Raw genomic sequence first — 17,605 nt, 5'->3', positions numbered from 1 at the left:
CAAGGACAGCATCATGGCGACCCACAACGATACCGACTACGAGCCCGTGCACGGCTCATCTCCGACCGATCACGTCCTCACCGAGCTGCAGCTCTTCGGCCACCGTCCCTTCCAGGATGAGCCCGACCCGCGGCCTTTGCCGGAAGCCAACGTCATCACCGGCGCCATCATCGACATCTTCGATGCGCTGGTTTCGACCCTCACGGACACCCGCCTCGAGCCGGACCTAGAAGACCTGCTGTGGTCCACCGTCAACCTGTTCCATCGCGCCGTCGACCGGATCGAGCGCGAGCTCGACGGCAATGAGCAGGCGCAGCGGCGCAGCCAGAAGGAGCAGAACGGCTCAGAAGTCCGTTCGGTCGAGCTGGAGCGTCTCGTCGCCGAGGGCCTGACCTCGATCGAGCGCCGCAATGCCATGGAACTCTTCCGCGATCAGGCCGCCGAACGCTTCGAGGTCCACACCGGCTCGACTTGGCGGCCACGCACCGGTTCGATGGTCAACCACCGGGCTCTTACTGCTGCCATGATCGACAGCCGCGAGTTCCTGGCCGCTCGTCGCCGCGCTGAGACCGAACTGTTGGTGCCGACCGGACCGAAGATCGCCTTCACGGGTGGTGCCGACTTCAACGACCACCAGCTCATCTGGAGCACGCTCGACAAGGTCCGCGTCAAGCATCCCGACATGGTGCTGCTGCACGGTGGTTCGCCGACCGGCGCTGAGCGCATCGCCGCCCGCTGGGCCGACAGCCGCAAGGTGACGCACGTTCCGTTCAAGCCCGACTGGACCCGTCATGCCAAGGCAGCACCCTTCAAGCGCAACGACCAGATCCTGGAAATCCTGCCGATCGGCGTCATCGTGTTCCCCGGCTCCGGCATCCAGGAGAACCTCGCCGACAAGGCGCGCAAGCTTGGCATACCGGTCTGGCGCTTTGGTTCGGGTGGCGCGTAAGCGCCACCTCCTTCTTGTGTCCACCGGCACAGCCGGATCCGTGAGAGCGAGAGGAAGGCCGGGAGCGGGTGAGCCGCCGGGCCTTCAGAGAGAGCGGGCGGCGGCTCGCCTCTTCCTGCTCTCCGGGACACGATCCATGTCTGCTTCAGCTTTTCCTTCTGCATCCGCGTCGCTGCGCCAAGGTCCCGTCATGAATGGCACTCTTGCCGTTCTGCCGTCGGCAGAGACCACGGAGCAGGACTTGCTCGCCGGATTGCTGGCTTCAGCGCAAGGGAGCGAACAAGCTTCTGCTCTCTTGCAGCACTTTCCGAGCATTGGCCATGTCATTGCAGCCGAAGCGGCGCAGCTTCGCGCCTTCGGATTGACGGGCCGCGACATCGCCGCGTTCCGGCTTGTCCGCGAGATCGCGTGCCGCATGGCCAGAGCCGAGGTGCGCAGGCGTCCCGTGCTCACCAATTGGCAGGCGCTGATCGCCTACCTGCAGACGGCAATGGCCTGCGAGCAGGTCGAGCAGTTCCGAATCCTGTTTCTCGATACCAAGAACAACCTCATCGCTGACGAGGTGCAGCAGCGGGGTACCGTCAATCACACGCCTGTCTACCCGCGGGAGGTCATCAAACGAGCGTTAATTTTAAACGCTTCCGCCTTGATCGTTGTCCACAATCATCCATCTGGCGATCCTAAGCCGTCGCGGGACGACATCGAGATGACGCGGGAATTGAAAGCAGCTGCCAAGTCTCTCGAGATCGAGCTGCACGACCACGTCGTGATCGGTCATGGCACACATGTTTCGTTCCGGTCGCTTGGACTGCTGTAGAATCGCCGTCTCCTACAACATGCCCGGTCTGAACTGCGATCGCCGGCTGATGACCTTGCCGGCGATCATGAACACGCCGTCACCGGTGTAATGCAGCGTCTCGGGATGCTTGGGCGAGCCCGCGACGTGCGCCTCCACGACCTCGAAGACGAAGAAATTGTACTTGGAGATGAGGCTGCCATCCGCCGGCCGGCACTCGAAGCTGGCATGGCATTCGGCGATCAGCGGGGCGTTGACTTTCTGCGCCTTCTGCGGGGTCAGCTTGAACTTCTCGAACTTGTCGATCTCCGCCCCGGATGTGTTGCCGACCCCGACCACCTGATCTGTGAGCGCCGTCGTCGGAAGGTTGATGACGCATTCCTTGCTGCGCCGGATCAGCCCGAAGCTATGATTGCTGGCGGCGATCACGCAGCCGACGAGGGACGGCGTAAACTCCATTACCGTATGCCAGCCCATGGTCATGATGTTGCGCTGGTCGCCATACGCTGAGGTGACCAGCACGATCGGTCCAGGTTCCAGGTAACGCCGGCTCCCGGAGACCGGCAGGTCAATCTTGCGGCGGGGCCTCGCCATCTTTCCTCATTTGCAACCCAAAGTCTCTCTTCGGCCACGTTCAATCCTGATAAGATCCGCCGGCGCCATGGTGGTGGTGGAAGGCGCGACCGTTCGATCCTGGTCACGGAGATCCACCATGCTTGCTCTCGCTATCGTTCTGAGCATCGTCGGCCTCGGCTTCTTCTGCGGGCTGCTGTTCAGGCTGGCCATCTATGCGCTTCCCACCTTCGCCGGACTCGCCGCGGGATTGGCGGCGTTGCACAGTGGGGCCGGCGTCGGCGGCGCAATCACAGTCGGATTGCTTGTGAGCGGGGCGATCTTGACACTTGGACAGTTCGTGTTCGCGGCCACGCGCACGCCGCTCCGCGCTATTGTCGCTCTGATCTATGTCGTCCCGGCTGCCATCGCCGGCTATCAGGTGTCGTTTGCCTTGGCGGGCCTCGGCATGCCCGGCAGCGTATGGCAGGCGGCATTCGCCGTGGTTGGCGCCGTCGTCTCTGGCTGCACGGCCTTCGCGCGGCTGGCACTGTTGGCGTCGCCGCCGGACGGGCGGGGCACCGGGAGCGTTTGCTCACCTGCTGATGGGCGGCTGCACGACCAGGGCCGCTGACGCTTTTGCGTCTGCATCATCGAACGGGTTGGCGAAGATCGCGGCGGTGAACGCTTGCCTAGACGCGACAGGCGAACGCAGCACTCCATGACCACTTCGAAGAGGCGTCCCTCAGGCGAGCCGACAGGGCGCAGGCGAGATGCGCTGTCGCCGACCGGTTGGGTAAGATGATGCCGTCCTTTTTCTACGCTGCGGCCGCCGTCTCTTCGCCCGGTATGCCGGTCCTCTTGCGCAGGACCCTTCAGGTTGGCCACGACTTCTCCCGAGGAGCTGTTCGGCGCGCGGCCACGGCCTCTCTTTGGCTTGATCTGGCCGGAGGACGACTGCGCCTCGATCGCCTGAGCCGCAACGGCGGCGGTTCGACTTTCTTCCCCTGGGCTTCGCCCATTCCTCGCGAGGCAAGAAAGTCGCCCCGCCGCCATCCTCCGCTCTGCTCCGGCCCGTGAACGGGTGCGGCGTCGATCGCCTCCGGCCTGCAGATCGCCATCGAGGCCGCGATGGTCGCGGGGCTCGAAACAGCACAGGAGAAGTCACATGGCCAACATCGGTTCCTTCAAGAAGTCCGGCAACGAGTACCAGGGCGAGATCGTCACCCTGAGCGTCCAGGCGAGGGGTGTCCGCATCGTCCCCGAGGCCAACCGGTCCAACGACAACGCCCCCAGCCACCGGGTGTTCGTCGGCCGGGCCGAGATCGGGGCCGCCTGGTCGAAGCGCTCCAACGAGGGCCGCGACTACCTCTCGCTCAAGCTCGACGATCCGAGCTTCAATGCGCCGATCTTCGCCAACCTGTTCGACGATGAGGACGGCGAGGGCTCTTCCCTGATCTGGTCGCGCAGCCGCAAGAAGAACGGCGAGTAAGCCGACGCCCCTGAGGCCCAGCCCGGTGCGCCGGGCGGGGCTTCTTCTTTGCTCGGGCGGCCGTGTTTTATGGAATGCCAGCGATGAGCTTGGCCCTTGCCAGCTATCGATTGTACATTCGCTCGGATTTCAAGGACTGAAGGGATTGGCGCATCCGGCTTCGCCGGACCGGGCTCTATGCGGCCGGTCAGGAGGGGTGGCGGCCGCACGAAGCCGCCCTTCGGTTGAAGCGAGGGAAGGGCGTCTTCGCCTGAAGGTTACGATCCCTTGCGATCACGACCGCGATTTTTGAACCGGCTCCACAAGCAGGTCAGCCGGACGCACGTTCAAGGACTCTGCCAGTTGCAAGATCGTCAGGAGAGTGACGTTCTGCAGCCCTCGCTCGAGCGCACTGACGTAGGCCCGGTCCACACCCATGCGAGCGGCGACCGCCTCCTGGCTGAGGCCCGCTGCCAGTCGATAGACACGGACGTAGGCGCCGAACACCTTGCGAATGTCCATCCGCAGGATAGGAGGCAATCGCGTATTCTGGCGCTACGTACTATAATACGCGGCCAAATTTGCTGGCGCGACGACCTCTCTATGCTTTTATGCAGATCAGGCTGCAATGGTCTTCACGATGCGCTTGGTGAGCATGGAAGTTGGTGGATGTGATGCGTGCCGTGCATCGCCACTGGCCGAGCGGCTGTGACTATGCGGTGGTTGGAGTTCCGATGGATGTTCTTCCTTCGCTGCGGTTCCCGAGATGACGACGCCTCCTTTTGACGACTGCCCTCCTGGGAGCGATGTGGTCACGCCTTATGACGAGCGGCACTTCGCGACCTATCTACGCTTGCTGGACGCGGCAGCCGAGGCGGCAGACTGGCGAGAAGTCGTGCGTATTGTCTTCGAGCTTGATCCGGAAATAGAGCCTCATCGCGCACGCCTGGTCTACGACACTCATTTGTCCCGAGCTCAGTGGATGACCGAGAAGGGCTTCCGTGATCTCTTGCGCGCATCGCGCAACTGACGGGCAAACCGCCAAGAAGGGACGTTTAGATGGCCCCTTGGGGGGCCTCTTCGCGCGACATCGCGCGTTCGGCGTTCGGGCTCTTCAACAACCGCTGGTCGCATGAAAGGCTCAGACCCGTCAGCCCTGAGTTCGCGTAACGGAGTCTTTGATGACCAAGAGACCCGATTGGAGGTCGCCCGACTATGTCGAAGCGTTGAAGGACCTCGATCGTGCCGGGTTCGCGTGGGAGTTCCTGCGACGCAATCCGGCGTACCGGGAAGATTACGACCGGATCGACGAAGATCCGGAGGGGTCGGAATTGAGCCCGGAGAGAATGGGAGGGAACTGGGGGCTTTCGTTTCGCTTGCGACCCCTCACTCGACGCGTCGGCGACGCAGGTATCGTGGCGGCCTGAGCTGCTTCCCCATGCCGTGATGCTCGTTCCCGCACCCAGGGGCTTCGAAGGCGCCCATCGCTTTGAAGCACTGGATTGGCTGTCATCATCAGCAGATCTACAGCGCGGCGGCAGGTGGCACTGCATCGTGAATGATGTCGATGGCCCACATTCCTTGTGGCTCGAGGGCGAGCATCCGGCACTGCCGATGGCGGCGCTCGTGCCCTTGGATGAGACCGTTCTGCTTCGTCTCGCCGGTCTGATGCGCCTCAAGCGCCGCCTCGATCGTCACCCGGCAGGCGCGCTCCCGTCCGCCTGGCAGATCACAGCGCGTCTCCGCAAACGGCTTCTCACCATGATCCGTGCGTTGGACGGTCACCTGGAGGGCGCAAGTTATCGCGAGGTGGCGAGGGCGCTCTATCGCCCGGAAGCGGTCGAGCGATTCCCCTGGAAGACCTCATCGGTCAGGGGCCAGACGATCCGATTGGTCGCCGATGCCGTGGCCATGATGGAGGGCGGCTATCGAAAGCTGCTGCTCGCGAGCCGCTAGCCTCTCTCGACGTCAGAGCAGGGGGTATCGCCAACCTCAGGGGTGAGTTCGTCATCCTCCCGGCCCGTGAATCTCCGCCACCGTGACCGTCGTTACGCCGTCACCTCTCGACGGCTCTCGTCACCACCACGGAGTCATCCGCATGCCCGATCCTGCCGCCGGACTGCCGCCGCGCTTCTTGCGAACGCCAGAAGCCGCACGTTTTCTCAGCCTCTCCGGACGTACCCTCGAGAAACACCGAACCTACGGTACCGGCCCAACCTACCGGAAGATCGGCGGCCGAGTCGTGTACGCGGTCGACGATCTCAAGGCCTGGGCCGACCGCGGGACCAAGACGTCGACCACCGATCCCGGGATGGGGACTGTGCTGCCTGCAAAGCCGCACATGAACCCGCTCGCCAACGCGCCTCGTGTTCGGCGCTGAGCGGAGATCAGACGTGACCCTCATGCACCAGCGCATTAGCGAGCGAGACCAGCTCGACCTGTTCAGGGCGTTGCCCGGCGATCTCGCACCGCGTGACGCCCAGGACCTCATGGCCTACCCGTTCTTCTCACTCGCCAAGTCGAAGCGTGTCCGGCCCATCGACTACCGCAGCCGCACGGTCGCCATACGGGTCGAGGCTGTGCCGGATCGCGGTATGGCGACCATCTGGGACGCCGATGTGCTGATCTGGGCAGCCTCGCAGATCGTCGAGGCGCGGGATGCCGGCTTGAAGACCTCGCGTCTGATGGCTGCCACACCCTATGAGATCTTGACGTTCGTTGGCCGCGGCACCGGCGCCCGTGACTATGATCGCCTGAAGGCGGCATTCGACCGTCTCCAGTCGACCACTGTGCTGACTTCTATCCGCCAACCTGCAGAGCGGCGGCGCCATCGCTTCTCGTGGATCAACGAATGGAAGGAGACTGCGGACGCCCACGGTCGCCCGCTCGGCCTCGAGCTCATTCTCCCGGACTGGTTCTATGCCGGCGTTCTGGACGATGCGCTGGTGCTCACGATCGACCGTGCGTATTTCGATCTGACGGGGGGGCTGGAGCGCTGGCTTTACCGCATCGTCCGCAAGCACGGCGGCCGTCAGGCTGACGGGTGGAGCTTCGATTTTTCGCATCTCCACGCCAAGTCCGGCAGCCTCTCACCGCTCAAGCACTTCGCCTACGATGTGCGCGAGATCGTCCGCCGACAGGCACTTCCCGGCTATCGGCTTTGCATCCAACGCGGTTTCCGCGGCGTCGAACGGCTTGAGTTCGTGCCTATCCCGCGCGATCCGTTCGTCCGTCGGCCGGTGGGACCTTATGGGGATAAGCTGTGACTCGCCTCGTGCTATCGGGGACGCGAGCTGTCGTGCCATCGGGGACCCGATCCTCGTGCTATCGAGGACCAGAATCGCCGGACTTTCCTGACCGCTCAACGGCTTGGCACCTTCTTAACTTCCCTAACCCAGATTCCTTCGGAATCTGTCTAACGCACCAGACTTGTCCACCGTCGGGGATAGCAGCCTCGCCGGGAAGGGACCGGCCAAAAGGCGCGGGTCCGATCCGGCCACGAGGTCGCGCATGACCGATCTCACGCATGTCGAACTGCTGTGGCTCGAGAAGCAGATTGAACGATGGATACGCTTCGGCCGGCCGGCAGACGAACAGATCCTCGATCGGCGACGGCGGATCCTCTCGTTTACACCCGGCAGTGTCTTCGGCTTCGTCCGGTGGGCCGCCAACGACTACGGCACGATCGCTTCACGCATCGACATCCTGCGCGCCGTGCGCACGAGCGAAGCCTGCTCAACCATCCCGTACGTGCGGCCGGGTGCGGACATCCTCTTGCGCGCGTCCGGCTGGCCGAAGGTCAAGCATGTGTTGCAGATGATCGATATCGTCGAAGCGCTTGGCATCGATCCCGCCGACGCGGCACCTGACTATTGGCGCCACGTTCACAGTCGTCTGGCGGTCGGGGAAGCGCTGAGGCCCTATACGATGGCACGCCACAAGGCCTGGCTACTGCGGCAGAGACTCGATCCGTGACGCGCCATGTGTGCGTTCTGCTGATTGGGATGGGCGTCGTCAGCCTGATGGCACCGGCCATCCTGCCGTCGCATCGGATGCTTCTGTGGAACGCGTCGGCCAGCGTGCCCGTCGGGCTTTATTTACTCGAGCCCAACGACACGCGGTATGTTTCTGAACTGGTGGCTGTCCTGCCGCCGGACCAGCTCGCCAGCTACCTCGAAGCCGGCAACTACTTGCCACGCGGCGTTCCCATGTTGAAGCATGTGCTGGCGCTTCCCGGTCAGACCGTCTGTCGGCAGGGTCTCGTCATCACCATCGATAAAGTTGCTGTTGGGATGGCACGAGAACGGGATCGGCGAGGACGTTCTTTGCCCGTCTGGCAGGGCTGCCGCGTTGTCGCCCAGGACACTCTCTTCCTCATGAATTCGCAATCCGCCGACTCGCTGGACGGGCGGTATTTCGGGCCGCTGCCGATATCAGCCGTCATCGGTCGGGCACATCGCGTTTGGACAAAGGAGGACTGACCATGCAGTGCCCCGGCTCTGAGCCGTTCGCACGCCCGTTCGCAGGGCGTCGCAATCCTTCCTCCTTTCCGGTCAGGATTCGTCACAACAGCATCGGATTGATCGTCTCGCTGGCTGCCGTCCTCCTCATGTCGGCCGCGGTCTCACCTGGTGGTGTGGTCCGTGCCGAATCAGCCACTGCCGTGATGCTAAAGACCGCACCGGACGCCGGTCGTTATGCAAGCTTCGAGCGCGAAGCGGCGCAGCGATTTGCCGTGCCGGCATCCTGGATCGGAGCGGTGATGGCGATCGAAAGCGGGGGTGACGTGCGGGCTCTGTCACCTCAAGGCGCCATGGGACTGATGCAGATCATGCCCGAAACCTGGGCTGATTTGCGTGTCCGACATGATCTCGGTGACAATCCGTATGATCCGCGCGACAACATCCTTGCGGGTGCGGCCTACTTGCGAGAGCTGTATGAGCGCTACGGCTCACCAGGTTTTCTGGCCGCGTATAATGCAGGCCCTGGGCGTTACGACGACCACATGGCCACAGGCCGAGCGTTGCCGTACGAGACGCAACTCTACGTGGCCACTCTCGCGCCTCTGATCGGAGAACGGCAGGCCGATGACATTGTCACCGCCAGCCGTCGCATCGTTCCCTGGCAGGAAGCGCCGCTATTTGTGACGCGGGATCAGGAAAATTCCGCAGTCACGCCGTCAGCGCCCAAGACGACAACTGAGCGGCCATCACGGGGCCGGTCTGCCGAGAGCCTATCGCGGTTGGAAGCACGAACCGACAGCTTGTTTATTCGCAATGGAAACGCAGGGCGCCTGCCATGATGCGGAGAGCAGACGACTGGATCATCAAGCTATGCTCATGAGAGTGCTCATGAGGTTCGTCGGCCCAGAGACCCAAATCATGGACGGCAAGATAAAGCGGGTCGCCCCGCTGCCGTCGCTGTGCTCCTAAAGGCTTGTCTGCACGTTGTTTCCTAAGCGCGCTGCGCCAGCTCTTCTCGACGCGCGTATGGCCTCTGAAAGACTTTTCTCTTTGCTTCCAATGCTTCAGGCGCCGTCGCTTATGGGGCAGCCCTTTGGATGCTACGCAGGAGACGCCTTTTCTGCGCCATCCCACGGTGCCTGTGTTCTGACGCTTGCAAGACTTCGTGTCGCTCCCCAATCGTTAGGCCATGTCGCGCGATGACGACGATTTCCGCCTTCGAGCCGGCACGATACCGGATCGGGGCGGTGTGCGGATCGGCAGGCGTCGCGGCGGTGTTGGAGGCGACCGTGCGTCCAGCTTCAACGGCCAGATTCAACAGGCTATTCGACGGGCCGGCGGCAATCCCTCTCGGTTGGGCGACGCCGGGAAGCGAGGCAGCCGGTTTAATGAACGGGGCCGTGGTGCCTCGGTGGCTGCGGTGCTGAAGAACCGGGAACCCTGGAGCCGCGACGGTGGCGTGCGTGCGCGGTCGCGGCGGGTCGCAGTCAAGGCTCGGGTCGTGAAGCTCAATCCCCAGTCCGGTGCCACCCGAGGGCGGCAGTTCGTCAGCGGCAAAGCCGTCGACGCGCATCTTCGCTATTTGCAGCGTGATGGCGTGACGAGGGACGGTGAGAGGGGCCAAGTCTACTCGGCCAGCCAGGATGCCGAGGATGGCCGTGCGTTCATCGAACGGGGCCGGGAAGACCGCCACCAGTTCCGCTTCATCGTGTCATCCGAAGAGGGAGTCGAGCTTTCTGATCATCGCGCGACCACCCGTGATCTCATGAAGCGGATGGAGGCCGACCTCGGCACCCGGCTCGATTGGATCGCGGTCAATCACCACAACACCGGCCACCCTCACACTCACATCATCGTTCGGGGCGTGACCGACGATGGCAAAACCCTCAACATCGCTGGCGACTACGGAACGGGTCGAGATGCCCTGGATGTAGGCCTCCTGGATCACCGCGGTTAGCGCCTTCTCGGCCATCCGGCGGGGCTCCAGGAAGCCCGGGAAGTAGCTGCCCTTGCGCAGCTTGGGGATGCGCAGTTCGACCGTGCCGGCGCGGGTCTCCCAGTCCCGGTCGCGGTAGCCGTTGCGTTGCACCAGGCGGTTGCCGCTCTTCTCGCCGTGCGGCGCGCCCGTGAGCGTGCCGACCTCCAGCGCCATCAGCCGTTCAGCGGCAGAAGCGATCATCTCGCGCAGCAGGTCCGCGTCGGGGGCCTTCTCCACGAGCGAGCGCAGGTTCATCATCTCATTGGCCTGCCCTGAGCGAAGCCGAAGGGTCATCGGTGGTCTCTCGGGTTCCAGGTTGGTCGTTGCAACCCGACCCTAACCCCGAAATCGCCGGTGACCACCGCAAGCCCGCCCACTCGCTACGGCGCTTAACAGGGAGCGCGCTCGCGGGCGGTCTTGCTACCGCCAGCTACACCACTGCCTGGGGCACGACCCGCGACTTCGGTTAATGAAAGTTAATGCAATGCATGTTCGACCTGTTGAAGTCAGGAAGGACCCGCGCCGGAGTTGACAAGAGCGGAGCGTTGGCGTTCAATTAAACTATGGTCAATCGCGCCTTTTCTGACCTACGCGTCGTGGCAGCCTTCTTCCGGCTGTTCTGCGTCTTGGCGGTTGCCGTGGTCACGACTTTCCACGTGTGCGGGTTGTCCACCGCGCAGGCCGCGCAGCCTAGTGCGATTTCGGCGGTGGTCGAACAGCATGCCGACGATCAGGCCGACTTTGCGGTCGAGGAGTGCCAATTCTGTATGGCGGCCTCTCTGCCGTCTACCGCTTTGACGGTAGTCGACGTGGATCGCCGCGATTGTGTGCTGGCACCGATGCGGGCTCTTTCGCCCTTCACGCCTTTCTTGACGTCTCCACCCCCCAAGGCCTGATCCTCGCGACTTGCCCGCCTGATGCCTTTTCCAGGCTCGGGCTGCTTTAGTGCTAGCGATCGGGTTTTTCATGTCTTCCTGTCTTGTGGTCTACGCGGCTCTCGCCGTCGTAGCGGCGTCGCCGTGGATGGCGCAAACTGGCCGGCCGCCCTCGCGTGCGGCCACGGCACCGCCTGCGCAATTGCCTCCTGCACCTGCACAACTCCAGCAGCAGCGCAATGTAGCGCTGAGGACTGCGATCTCGTCCAATCCCCGGCTCACCAATGCCGACCGCACCATCACCATGGCAGACGTGCGACGGGAACAGGCCAACGCGTTGCCGACCCCGAACGTCGGTGTCGACGGTACACTCGCCCTGGATGCCGAGGCCACGCGCGCCGTTGAGACACTTCGCGAGGCCGGATCGACCATGGTCGTTCGCGAGGGAACGCGAGATCTCGGCGCCATCGGGCTGAACGACACGCACCGGCTCGGGGACAGCGTCACTATCGCGCCGGCGGTGGCCGCTTCATCCGTCGGCGTCGCCATTGGTGCGGCGAGTTTGGACGTGGCGCTTGAGATCGCCGACATCGCCACTATGGCAGACCGGCTGCAGAACCTGCCGTTCGCAGTTGGTCCCAGCCGGCACTCGCGGTCCTTCATCCTCCAGAATCTCGTCGTCGGCCTGGGCGTAGTCGCGCTCCTGGTGCCGGCGACTGGAATCGGACCGGCCGCCGTCGTCGTCCACGAAGGCTCCGTGCGTATCGTCGTCTTCGATGCGCTGACGATCCTCGCCTCCAAGAATGGTGTCGCATGAATAGGACAGCACAAGTTCTCGAACAGCAGGAACCTTCAGCGAACAAGCGCAGGGATCCACTGGACGTCTATGTCGGCAAGCGACTGCGCCGCCGCCGGGTTTTTGTCGGCATGAGCCAGACACAGCTCGGCGAGGCGGCCGGCATCAGCTTCCAGCAGGTGCAGAAATACGAGAGCGGCGTGAACCGGGCTGTGCCACGACGCCTGTTCGAATTTGGGCGGACGCTCGGCGTGCCTCTCAGCTACTTTTTCGAGGGATATGCCGAACGCCGCAATCGGCAGGCCGAACAGCAGGACAAGGACCCGGTCGACGATGTGTTCGGCACAGATGAAGCACTGTCGCTCGTTCGTGCCTACTACAATCTCCGAACTCCGTCGTTACGTCGCCGCATTCACCAGCTGATCGACGAACTCGGCGAAGCGTAGTCCGGTCCCTGGGGCGGGTGCCCTTCGGCTCTCGACGAGGGAGTCCACGAGTTCGTGGAGATAGCTTCCTATGGCCGCGGCTCTGTCTGGTCCGCTCTTGTGAGCAGCGAAGGCAGAGCGGCCTGCACGCTCAATCACCCAAGTCGGGGCGCCGGTCGGCGACGGGCTATCGGCTTCGTTGTTTCTTGAGCTCGGTTTGCTCCTGACGGCCGTGAGCCTGCTCGATCTTTTGCAGCGCTTCACTAAACTCTGCCAGAGACTCTGTCCCACAGTTGCCGCGCATGACCACGGTGCCGTCTCGCATGAGGACCATCGTCACATGCGGGAGCTTCTCGCCACATGGGCCGAGCTTGTGGCGCAGCGCCGCATCGGCCGCTGTCAGGGCCTGTTCAATGAGTGCGCGTACGCTTCTTGGCATAGCAGTGAACCTACTAAGAAACACTGTGGCCGCTCAAGTAGCAGATGCTGATCGCGTCACGCTTCGCGCGACTCGCGCGCTAGAGTGGCGCCTGGCACGGCGATGTGAGCCGAACGGAGAGGAAAGCAAGGCAGAGCGGGGCGGCTACGCGAGCCGCTGTCGCGCTGACTTCTCTCCAAGCGGCAATCTATGACGATCGATACAACCTACGCGAATGTAGACTGGACGCGGAGGCCTCCGGCCTCTCCCATGGCGGCCGAAAGAGCCCCGTAATACATCTGCCAGTCCGGCCAGATGATGGAGCTCCTCTGCTTGCTATCGATTGCCCTCGCCGCGCGTTTGCATGCGACAGCCGGTCAGGCTGCGACGCGGTAACCAGACATCGAGCTTGATGTGCATCAATGCCTGTTCCGGGAGGAAGCCGAAAGTGGAGCCTCGCTCGCCTTAGAGTCTTTCCGTCTCATATCGAAGCGTAACCGGCATTTGTGATGTAGGCGGCGCATTCGTGGGGTTCGAAGCATTGGAGGAGCTGTCCGATGCGTCGCCATGTGTGCTCGACGGTGCGTTCCTCGGCTTTGCGCAGGAGCCTCTTCAACTTGGCGAAGACCTGCTCGATCGGATTGAGGTCGGGGGAATACGGCGGCAGGAAGAAGAGCTTGGCGCCAGCCGCACGTATGGCGGCGCGGACGGACCAGCTTTTGTGGCTGCCCAGATTGTCCATGATGACGACGTCACCCGGCTTGAGGGTCGGCACCAGGAACTGGCGGACGTAGGCCAGGAAGCTTGTGCCGTTGATCGGACCGTCGAAGACGCAAGGAGCAGCGATACGATCGTGTCGCAAGGCTGCCAGGAAAGTCAGCGTCTTCCAGTGCCTGTGCGGCACTCTGGCCGTCAGCGGCGCGCCGCGCCGGTTCCAGCCACGGGTTCGGGCCATGTTGGTCTTGGCCCAGGTCTCGTCGATGAAGACCAGCCGCCGGGGATCAATCCGGCCCTGGTATTTCCGCCACCAAGCCCGCCGTCGGGCAACGTCAGGTCGATCCTGCTCGCTGGCGAACACGGTTGGTCGTGTCCCCGGTGGTGGTGTAGGAGGCCGATGATCGGCCCGCCTGAGCGACCGCTACGAGTCAGGCGATGGCGGGCCGGTCAGCGGCCAGCGCGGTGATCCAGGGTAGGGTTGGGTTGTCGAGACCAGCAACCTGAACCCAAAGGACCACCACGATGACCGAGGACACTATCGCCCTTCGCGCCCTACTGGAGAAGGGCTCCGATGCGACGTTCCTGCGTGAGATGATCGGCTTTGCAGCCCAACGGCTGATGGAGCTGGAGACCGAGGGGCTGTGCGGGGCGGGACCCGCAGAGCGCAGCCCGCAACGGCTCAACCAGCGCAATGGCTACCGTGATCGCGATTGGGAGACCCGCGCGGGCACCGTCGAGCTGCGCATACCGAAGCTGCGCAAGGGCAGCTACTTCCCGGGCTTCCTGGAGCCCCGCCGGATGGCCGAGAAGGCGCTAACCGCGGTGATCCAGGAGGCCTACATCCAGGGCATCTCGACCCGTTCCGTGGACGAGTTGGTCAAGGCGATGGGCATGAGCGGGATATCGAAGAGCCAGGCCTGCCCTGAGCGCAGCCGAAGGGTCTCGCGGCTGTGCGGCGAGATCGACGAGCGGGTTCAGAACTTCCTGAACCGGCCGATAGAAGGCGAGTGGCCCTATATCTGGCTCGATGCCACCTATGTCAAAGCCCGGCGCGATCACCGAATCGTCTCGGTTGCTGTCATTATTGCCGTCGGCGTCAGCAGCGACGGCCGGCGCGAAGTGCTGGGCATGACGGTCGGCCACAGTGAGGCCGAACCTTTCTGGGTCGAGTTCCTTCGCTCGCTCGCCCGACGCGGCTTGCGTGGCGTCAAGCTGGTGATCTCCGATGCCCATGAGGGATTGAAGGCCGCCATTACCAAGATCCTCGGAGCAGCCTGGCAACGCTGCCGCGTCCACTTCATGCGCAACGCCCTGGCCTATGCCGGCAAGACCCAGCGCCGCATTGTCTCGGCGTGGGTAGGTACCGCCTTCGCCCAGGACGACGCGACGGCGGCACGCAAACAGTGGCGCCAGGTCGCTGACCAGGCCCGGCCACGCGTGCCGAAACTGGCGGCACTGATGGATGATGCCGAGGCCGATGTGCTGGCTTACATGGGGTTCCCTGCCCAGCATCGCGCCAAGCTGCACTCCACCAACCCGCTCGAACGCCTCAACGGCGAGATCAAGCGCCGCAGCGAGGTCGTCGGTATCTTTCCCAACGAGGACGCCGTGACGCGCCTGATCGGAGCCTTGCTGCTCGAACAAAACGACGAATGGGCCGTCCAGCGGGCTCGCTACATGAGTCTGGAAACCATCGCCCCGCTCAGCGACGATCCCATCGTCGGCCTGCATCTTGCGACAGTCTGATCGTGCAGCCAACGCTGCTCTGAAACACCGCTCCTACACCACGCTATGGGGCACGATCACACGGTTTTTTTTGAAGCTGATCCCTGCCTCGCGCAGGAACCGCCACAGCGTGTCGCACGACACCGTCACGCCCCGGTCGCGCAGCTCGGCCAGAGAGCAAACAAGTTGTCCCGCCTTCAGCTGTGGGCATGATTTGCAAGTGTGCCATCTATTTGACTGCGAGCTCAAAGAATCGCGATGTGATAGCTCGCACCTCATGGCGCATGCGGTCAGTCCGGGCGCCGAGGCAGCGTGACCGGTTCATGTGCCTCGCCGCCAGCTGGGGACGGGCCTTCTCTTTTCCTGAATGTCTCGTACCGGCGCCCGAGCTTAGTCATGCTCAGTCTTCCTAATGACGCGGCGGACTGCCGTGGAGATCTGCTAGCCGCGGGATAAGACCCGGCACTCTAGTATGTAGTTCTCGTATCAGCGTCGAATTCGGCCAGCGCTGTCTTCTCCTCGCATCGCGCCAAGCGGATGTATATGACCAGCGGCACGGGGACCATGGCGAGGGTGAGCAAGGTCAGCTACTGCGGCAGGAAGCCAAACATCACCAGGATGAAGCCGATAGATTGCGGATGGCGGACGTACGAATAGATGCCCGACATCGCGAGTTAGTGCTTGCGCTGCGCCTCATTTCGTACTTACAAGCCGATCGGGATCACGCAGATTTCACCGGCAATGAAGATGACGCTCATGAGGTGGAACGCGCTGAAAGGGGAGGTTCGTTCCACCCGAAGAGCTCCTCCAGCAAGTGCCCGGCCTCTTGCTAGAATCAGTCGACCTCGGGATAGCGGCTCTGCAGCCACCTCGAGAGCAGGTAGGTGGTCGCCCGTGAAGAACGGCCAAGTGTTTGAAGGCGGGTCGTTTTTCGGCGTTGGTGCAGATCTGGATTGCAAGGTTTGGCGTCTCGACGCTCCAGAACCTTGCGATTTCGTTTGGGGATTCCCTCTTCCGGCGCGCCGTGATTCGATGCCGCATCGGAGGGATCGATGCGGCCGAAGAAGCACGAGGCGACAAGGGAAGGCGATCTGTTCCGGGCCAGGCTCGACCAGATCATCAACACGAAGCACGAACTGGTGCAGCTCGCCGGCAAGATCGACTGGGCGTGGATCGACGCAGAGATCGCACCGCTTTACAGCGACAAAGGCCGTCCGGGGATAGAGAGCCGCTTCGTGATCGGTCTGCTGCTGCTCAAGCACATGTTCGGGCTGTCCGACGAAGGCGTCTGCGAGCGCTGGGTCTACGATCCGTATTTCCAGTACTTCACCGGCGAGACGTTCTTCCAGCACAGCTTCCCGCACGAGCGCTCCGACCTCAGCCATTGGCGCAAGCGCCTGGGCGACAAACTCGACCTGCTGCTGGCTGAGAGCCTGCGGGTGGCCCACACAAGCGGGGCGCTGCGCACCAGGGACTTGGCGCGGATCACGGTCGACACCACCGTTCAGCCCAAGCACATCGCCTTCCCGACCGTCGCCAGGCTGCTGCACGCGGCGATCAAGGGATTGAACCGCCTGGCCCGTCGCCACGGCGTGCGGCTACGGCAATCCTACGTCCGCGTCACCCAGCGGGCGGCGATGATGGCGGGGCGTTACGCCCACGCCAAGCAGTTCAAACGCCACCATCGAGAAGTGCGCTTCCTGCGCACCCGCCTGGGGCGGCTGATCCGCGATATCCGCCGCAAGATCGCCGGCCACGAGCCCGTCGAGGCGGCCTTCGAGAGCCCACTCTCGCGTGCCTCGCAGATCCGCTCGCAACGCCAGCGCCAGCGCGGTTGGAAGCTCTATTCGTTCCACGCACCGGAGGTCGAGTGCATCGGCAAGGGTAAGGCTCGCGCGCCCTACGAGTTCGGCGTCAAGGTCTCGATCGTCACCACCAACGCCCGTGCCCCGGGCGGACAGTTCGTGCTGCACGCCGCCGCACTGCCGGGCAATCCCTACGATGGCCACACCTTGCGGGCCGTCATCGAGGACACCCAACGCCTCACCGGGCGCGAGATCGAACGGGTCTACGTCGACAAGGGATACCGCGGACACGATGCGCCCAAGCCGCGCAGCGTCTTCATCTCCGGACAGAAGCGCGGCGTCTTCGGTGCCATCAAGCGAGAGCTGCGGCGGCGATCCGCCGTCGAGCCCCTCATCGGCCACATGAAAGAGCAAGGCCACCTCGGCCGCTGCTACCTCAAGGGACACGCCGGCGATGCCGCAAACGCCATCCTCACCGCCGCCGGATACAACTTCAGGCGCATCCTCGCCTGGCTAAGGATATTATTGTGCCTGATCCTGGCCGCAATGACGACCAGCCCCCATAGCAACCCAACCCTCAATCCGGCTTCTTAACGGCCGACTAGATCGTCAGCGGGAATCCGTACGTCTTCGTG

20 protein-coding genes and 3 pseudogenes are annotated in these 17,605 nt (G+C 63.4%); 18 read left to right on the top strand and 5 right to left on the bottom strand.

From position 1 onward, the window contains the following. Positions 1-13: 13 nt before the first annotated feature. Together LJ725_RS14040 and radC are read left to right on the top strand one after the other, a co-directional pair. Positions 14-949, top strand: coding sequence for a DUF2493 domain-containing protein (locus tag LJ725_RS14040; RefSeq protein WP_230551350.1), 936 nt, complete (start codon positions 14-16; stop codon positions 947-949). Between the two features lie 136 nt (positions 950-1,085). Beyond that, positions 1,086-1,766: a RadC family protein gene (gene radC / locus LJ725_RS14035; RefSeq protein ID WP_230551281.1), complete on the top strand. Its 681-nt coding sequence runs from the start codon at positions 1,086-1,088 to the stop codon at positions 1,764-1,766. Positions 1,767-1,778: 12 nt separating this feature from the next. On the opposite strand, the gene LJ725_RS14030 is transcribed toward radC, so the two are convergent. Then, positions 1,779-2,339, bottom strand: coding sequence for a flavin reductase family protein (locus LJ725_RS14030; RefSeq protein WP_230551280.1), 561 nt, complete (start codon positions 2,337-2,339; stop codon positions 1,779-1,781). A gap of 118 nt (positions 2,340-2,457) precedes the next feature. Between LJ725_RS14030 and LJ725_RS14025 the strand changes: the two genes are divergently transcribed. Together LJ725_RS14025 and LJ725_RS14020 are read left to right on the top strand one after the other, a co-directional pair. Then, positions 2,458-2,931 (top strand): hypothetical protein, encoded by a 474-nt coding sequence (locus LJ725_RS14025; protein WP_230551279.1) that lies wholly within the window; start codon positions 2,458-2,460, stop codon positions 2,929-2,931. A gap of 534 nt (positions 2,932-3,465) precedes the next feature. Next, positions 3,466-3,789 carry a DUF736 domain-containing protein gene (locus LJ725_RS14020; RefSeq protein WP_230551278.1) on the top strand — a complete coding sequence of 108 codons (324 nt, stop codon included), beginning with the start codon at positions 3,466-3,468 and terminating at the stop codon, positions 3,787-3,789. Positions 3,790-4,062: 273 nt separating this feature from the next. Here the strand turns inward: LJ725_RS14020 and LJ725_RS14015 are convergent, their stop codons facing one another. Continuing rightward, entirely contained in the window at positions 4,063-4,290 is a 228-nt protein-coding gene (locus LJ725_RS14015; protein ID WP_230551277.1) for a helix-turn-helix domain-containing protein, read from the bottom strand. A 244-nt stretch (positions 4,291-4,534) separates the two neighbouring features. Between LJ725_RS14015 and LJ725_RS14010 the strand changes: the two genes are divergently transcribed. The 9 genes from LJ725_RS14010 to LJ725_RS29325 all read left to right on the top strand — a co-directional run bounded on the left by LJ725_RS14010 (position 4,535) and on the right by LJ725_RS29325 (position 10,188). After that, entirely contained in the window at positions 4,535-4,798 is a 264-nt protein-coding gene (locus LJ725_RS14010; protein WP_230551276.1) for a DNA -binding domain-containing protein, read from the top strand. Between the two features lie 151 nt (positions 4,799-4,949). Continuing rightward, positions 4,950-5,195, top strand: coding sequence for a transcriptional regulator domain-containing protein (locus LJ725_RS14005; RefSeq protein ID WP_230551275.1), 246 nt, complete (start codon positions 4,950-4,952; stop codon positions 5,193-5,195). A 19-nt stretch (positions 5,196-5,214) separates the two neighbouring features. After that, positions 5,215-5,724, top strand: coding sequence for a DUF2285 domain-containing protein (locus LJ725_RS14000; RefSeq protein WP_230551349.1), 510 nt, complete (start codon positions 5,215-5,217; stop codon positions 5,722-5,724). Between the two features lie 142 nt (positions 5,725-5,866). Further along, entirely contained in the window at positions 5,867-6,148 is a 282-nt protein-coding gene (locus LJ725_RS13995; protein ID WP_230551274.1) for a helix-turn-helix transcriptional regulator, read from the top strand. A 22-nt stretch (positions 6,149-6,170) separates the two neighbouring features. Then, entirely contained in the window at positions 6,171-7,034 is an 864-nt protein-coding gene (locus tag LJ725_RS13990; protein ID WP_230551348.1) for a replication initiator protein A, read from the top strand. A gap of 244 nt (positions 7,035-7,278) precedes the next feature. After that, positions 7,279-7,743 carry a DUF2840 domain-containing protein gene (locus tag LJ725_RS13985; protein ID WP_230551273.1) on the top strand — a complete coding sequence of 155 codons (465 nt, stop codon included), beginning with the start codon at positions 7,279-7,281 and terminating at the stop codon, positions 7,741-7,743. Continuing rightward, positions 7,740-8,249 carry a S26 family signal peptidase gene (locus LJ725_RS13980; protein WP_329958363.1) on the top strand — a complete coding sequence of 170 codons (510 nt, stop codon included), beginning with the start codon at positions 7,740-7,742 and terminating at the stop codon, positions 8,247-8,249. The genes LJ725_RS13985 and LJ725_RS13980 overlap by 4 nt, the downstream gene beginning before the upstream one ends. A gap of 2 nt (positions 8,250-8,251) precedes the next feature. Further along, positions 8,252-9,070: a lytic transglycosylase domain-containing protein gene (locus LJ725_RS13975; RefSeq protein WP_230551272.1), complete on the top strand. Its 819-nt coding sequence runs from the start codon at positions 8,252-8,254 to the stop codon at positions 9,068-9,070. A 350-nt stretch (positions 9,071-9,420) separates the two neighbouring features. Continuing rightward, positions 9,421-10,188 carry a relaxase/mobilization nuclease domain-containing protein gene (locus tag LJ725_RS29325; protein WP_408015740.1) on the top strand — a complete coding sequence of 256 codons (768 nt, stop codon included), beginning with the start codon at positions 9,421-9,423 and terminating at the stop codon, positions 10,186-10,188. Here the strand turns inward: LJ725_RS29325 and LJ725_RS13970 are convergent. Then, positions 10,135-10,503: pseudogene (locus LJ725_RS13970) on the bottom strand (transposase); the annotation flags it as partial. The gene LJ725_RS29325 and the pseudogene LJ725_RS13970 overlap by 54 nt on opposite strands. Positions 10,504-10,772: 269 nt before the next feature. Between LJ725_RS13970 and LJ725_RS13965 the strand changes: the two are divergent. From LJ725_RS13965 to LJ725_RS13955, 3 genes and pseudogenes are all read left to right on the top strand, one after another. After that, positions 10,773-11,105, top strand: coding sequence for a hypothetical protein (locus LJ725_RS13965; protein WP_230551271.1), 333 nt, complete (start codon positions 10,773-10,775; stop codon positions 11,103-11,105). Positions 11,106-11,439: 334 nt separating this feature from the next. Next, positions 11,440-11,901: pseudogene (locus LJ725_RS13960) on the top strand (heavy metal translocating P-type ATPase); the annotation flags it as partial. Continuing rightward, on the top strand, positions 11,898-12,326 hold the full coding sequence (locus LJ725_RS13955; protein WP_230551270.1) for a helix-turn-helix domain-containing protein: 429 nt from the start codon (positions 11,898-11,900) through the stop codon (positions 12,324-12,326). The pseudogene LJ725_RS13960 and the gene LJ725_RS13955, both read left to right, overlap by 4 nt. Positions 12,327-12,492: 166 nt before the next feature. On the opposite strand, the gene LJ725_RS13950 is transcribed toward LJ725_RS13955, so the two are convergent. Continuing rightward, positions 12,493-12,744, bottom strand: coding sequence for a hypothetical protein (locus LJ725_RS13950; protein WP_230551269.1), 252 nt, complete (start codon positions 12,742-12,744; stop codon positions 12,493-12,495). 460 nt (positions 12,745-13,204) lie between these two features. After that, positions 13,205-13,810: pseudogene (locus LJ725_RS13945) on the bottom strand (IS630 family transposase); the annotation flags it as partial. 152 nt (positions 13,811-13,962) lie between these two features. Here LJ725_RS13945 and LJ725_RS13940 point away from each other — a divergent pair. Together LJ725_RS13940 and LJ725_RS13935 are read left to right on the top strand one after the other, a co-directional pair. Next, positions 13,963-15,186 carry an IS256 family transposase gene (locus LJ725_RS13940; protein WP_230551268.1) on the top strand — a complete coding sequence of 408 codons (1,224 nt, stop codon included), beginning with the start codon at positions 13,963-13,965 and terminating at the stop codon, positions 15,184-15,186. A gap of 1,031 nt (positions 15,187-16,217) precedes the next feature. Next, positions 16,218-17,564: an IS5 family transposase gene (locus LJ725_RS13935; protein ID WP_230551267.1), complete on the top strand. Its 1,347-nt coding sequence runs from the start codon at positions 16,218-16,220 to the stop codon at positions 17,562-17,564. The last annotated feature ends 41 nt before the right edge of the window (positions 17,565-17,605 follow it).

Origin of the sequence: Reyranella aquatilis (genome assembly GCF_020880995.1) — a bacterium.
In the GTDB taxonomy this organism is placed as follows: Bacteria; Pseudomonadota; Alphaproteobacteria; order Reyranellales; family Reyranellaceae; genus Reyranella; species Reyranella aquatilis.
This window is presented reverse-complemented; position numbering and strand designations above follow the sequence as displayed.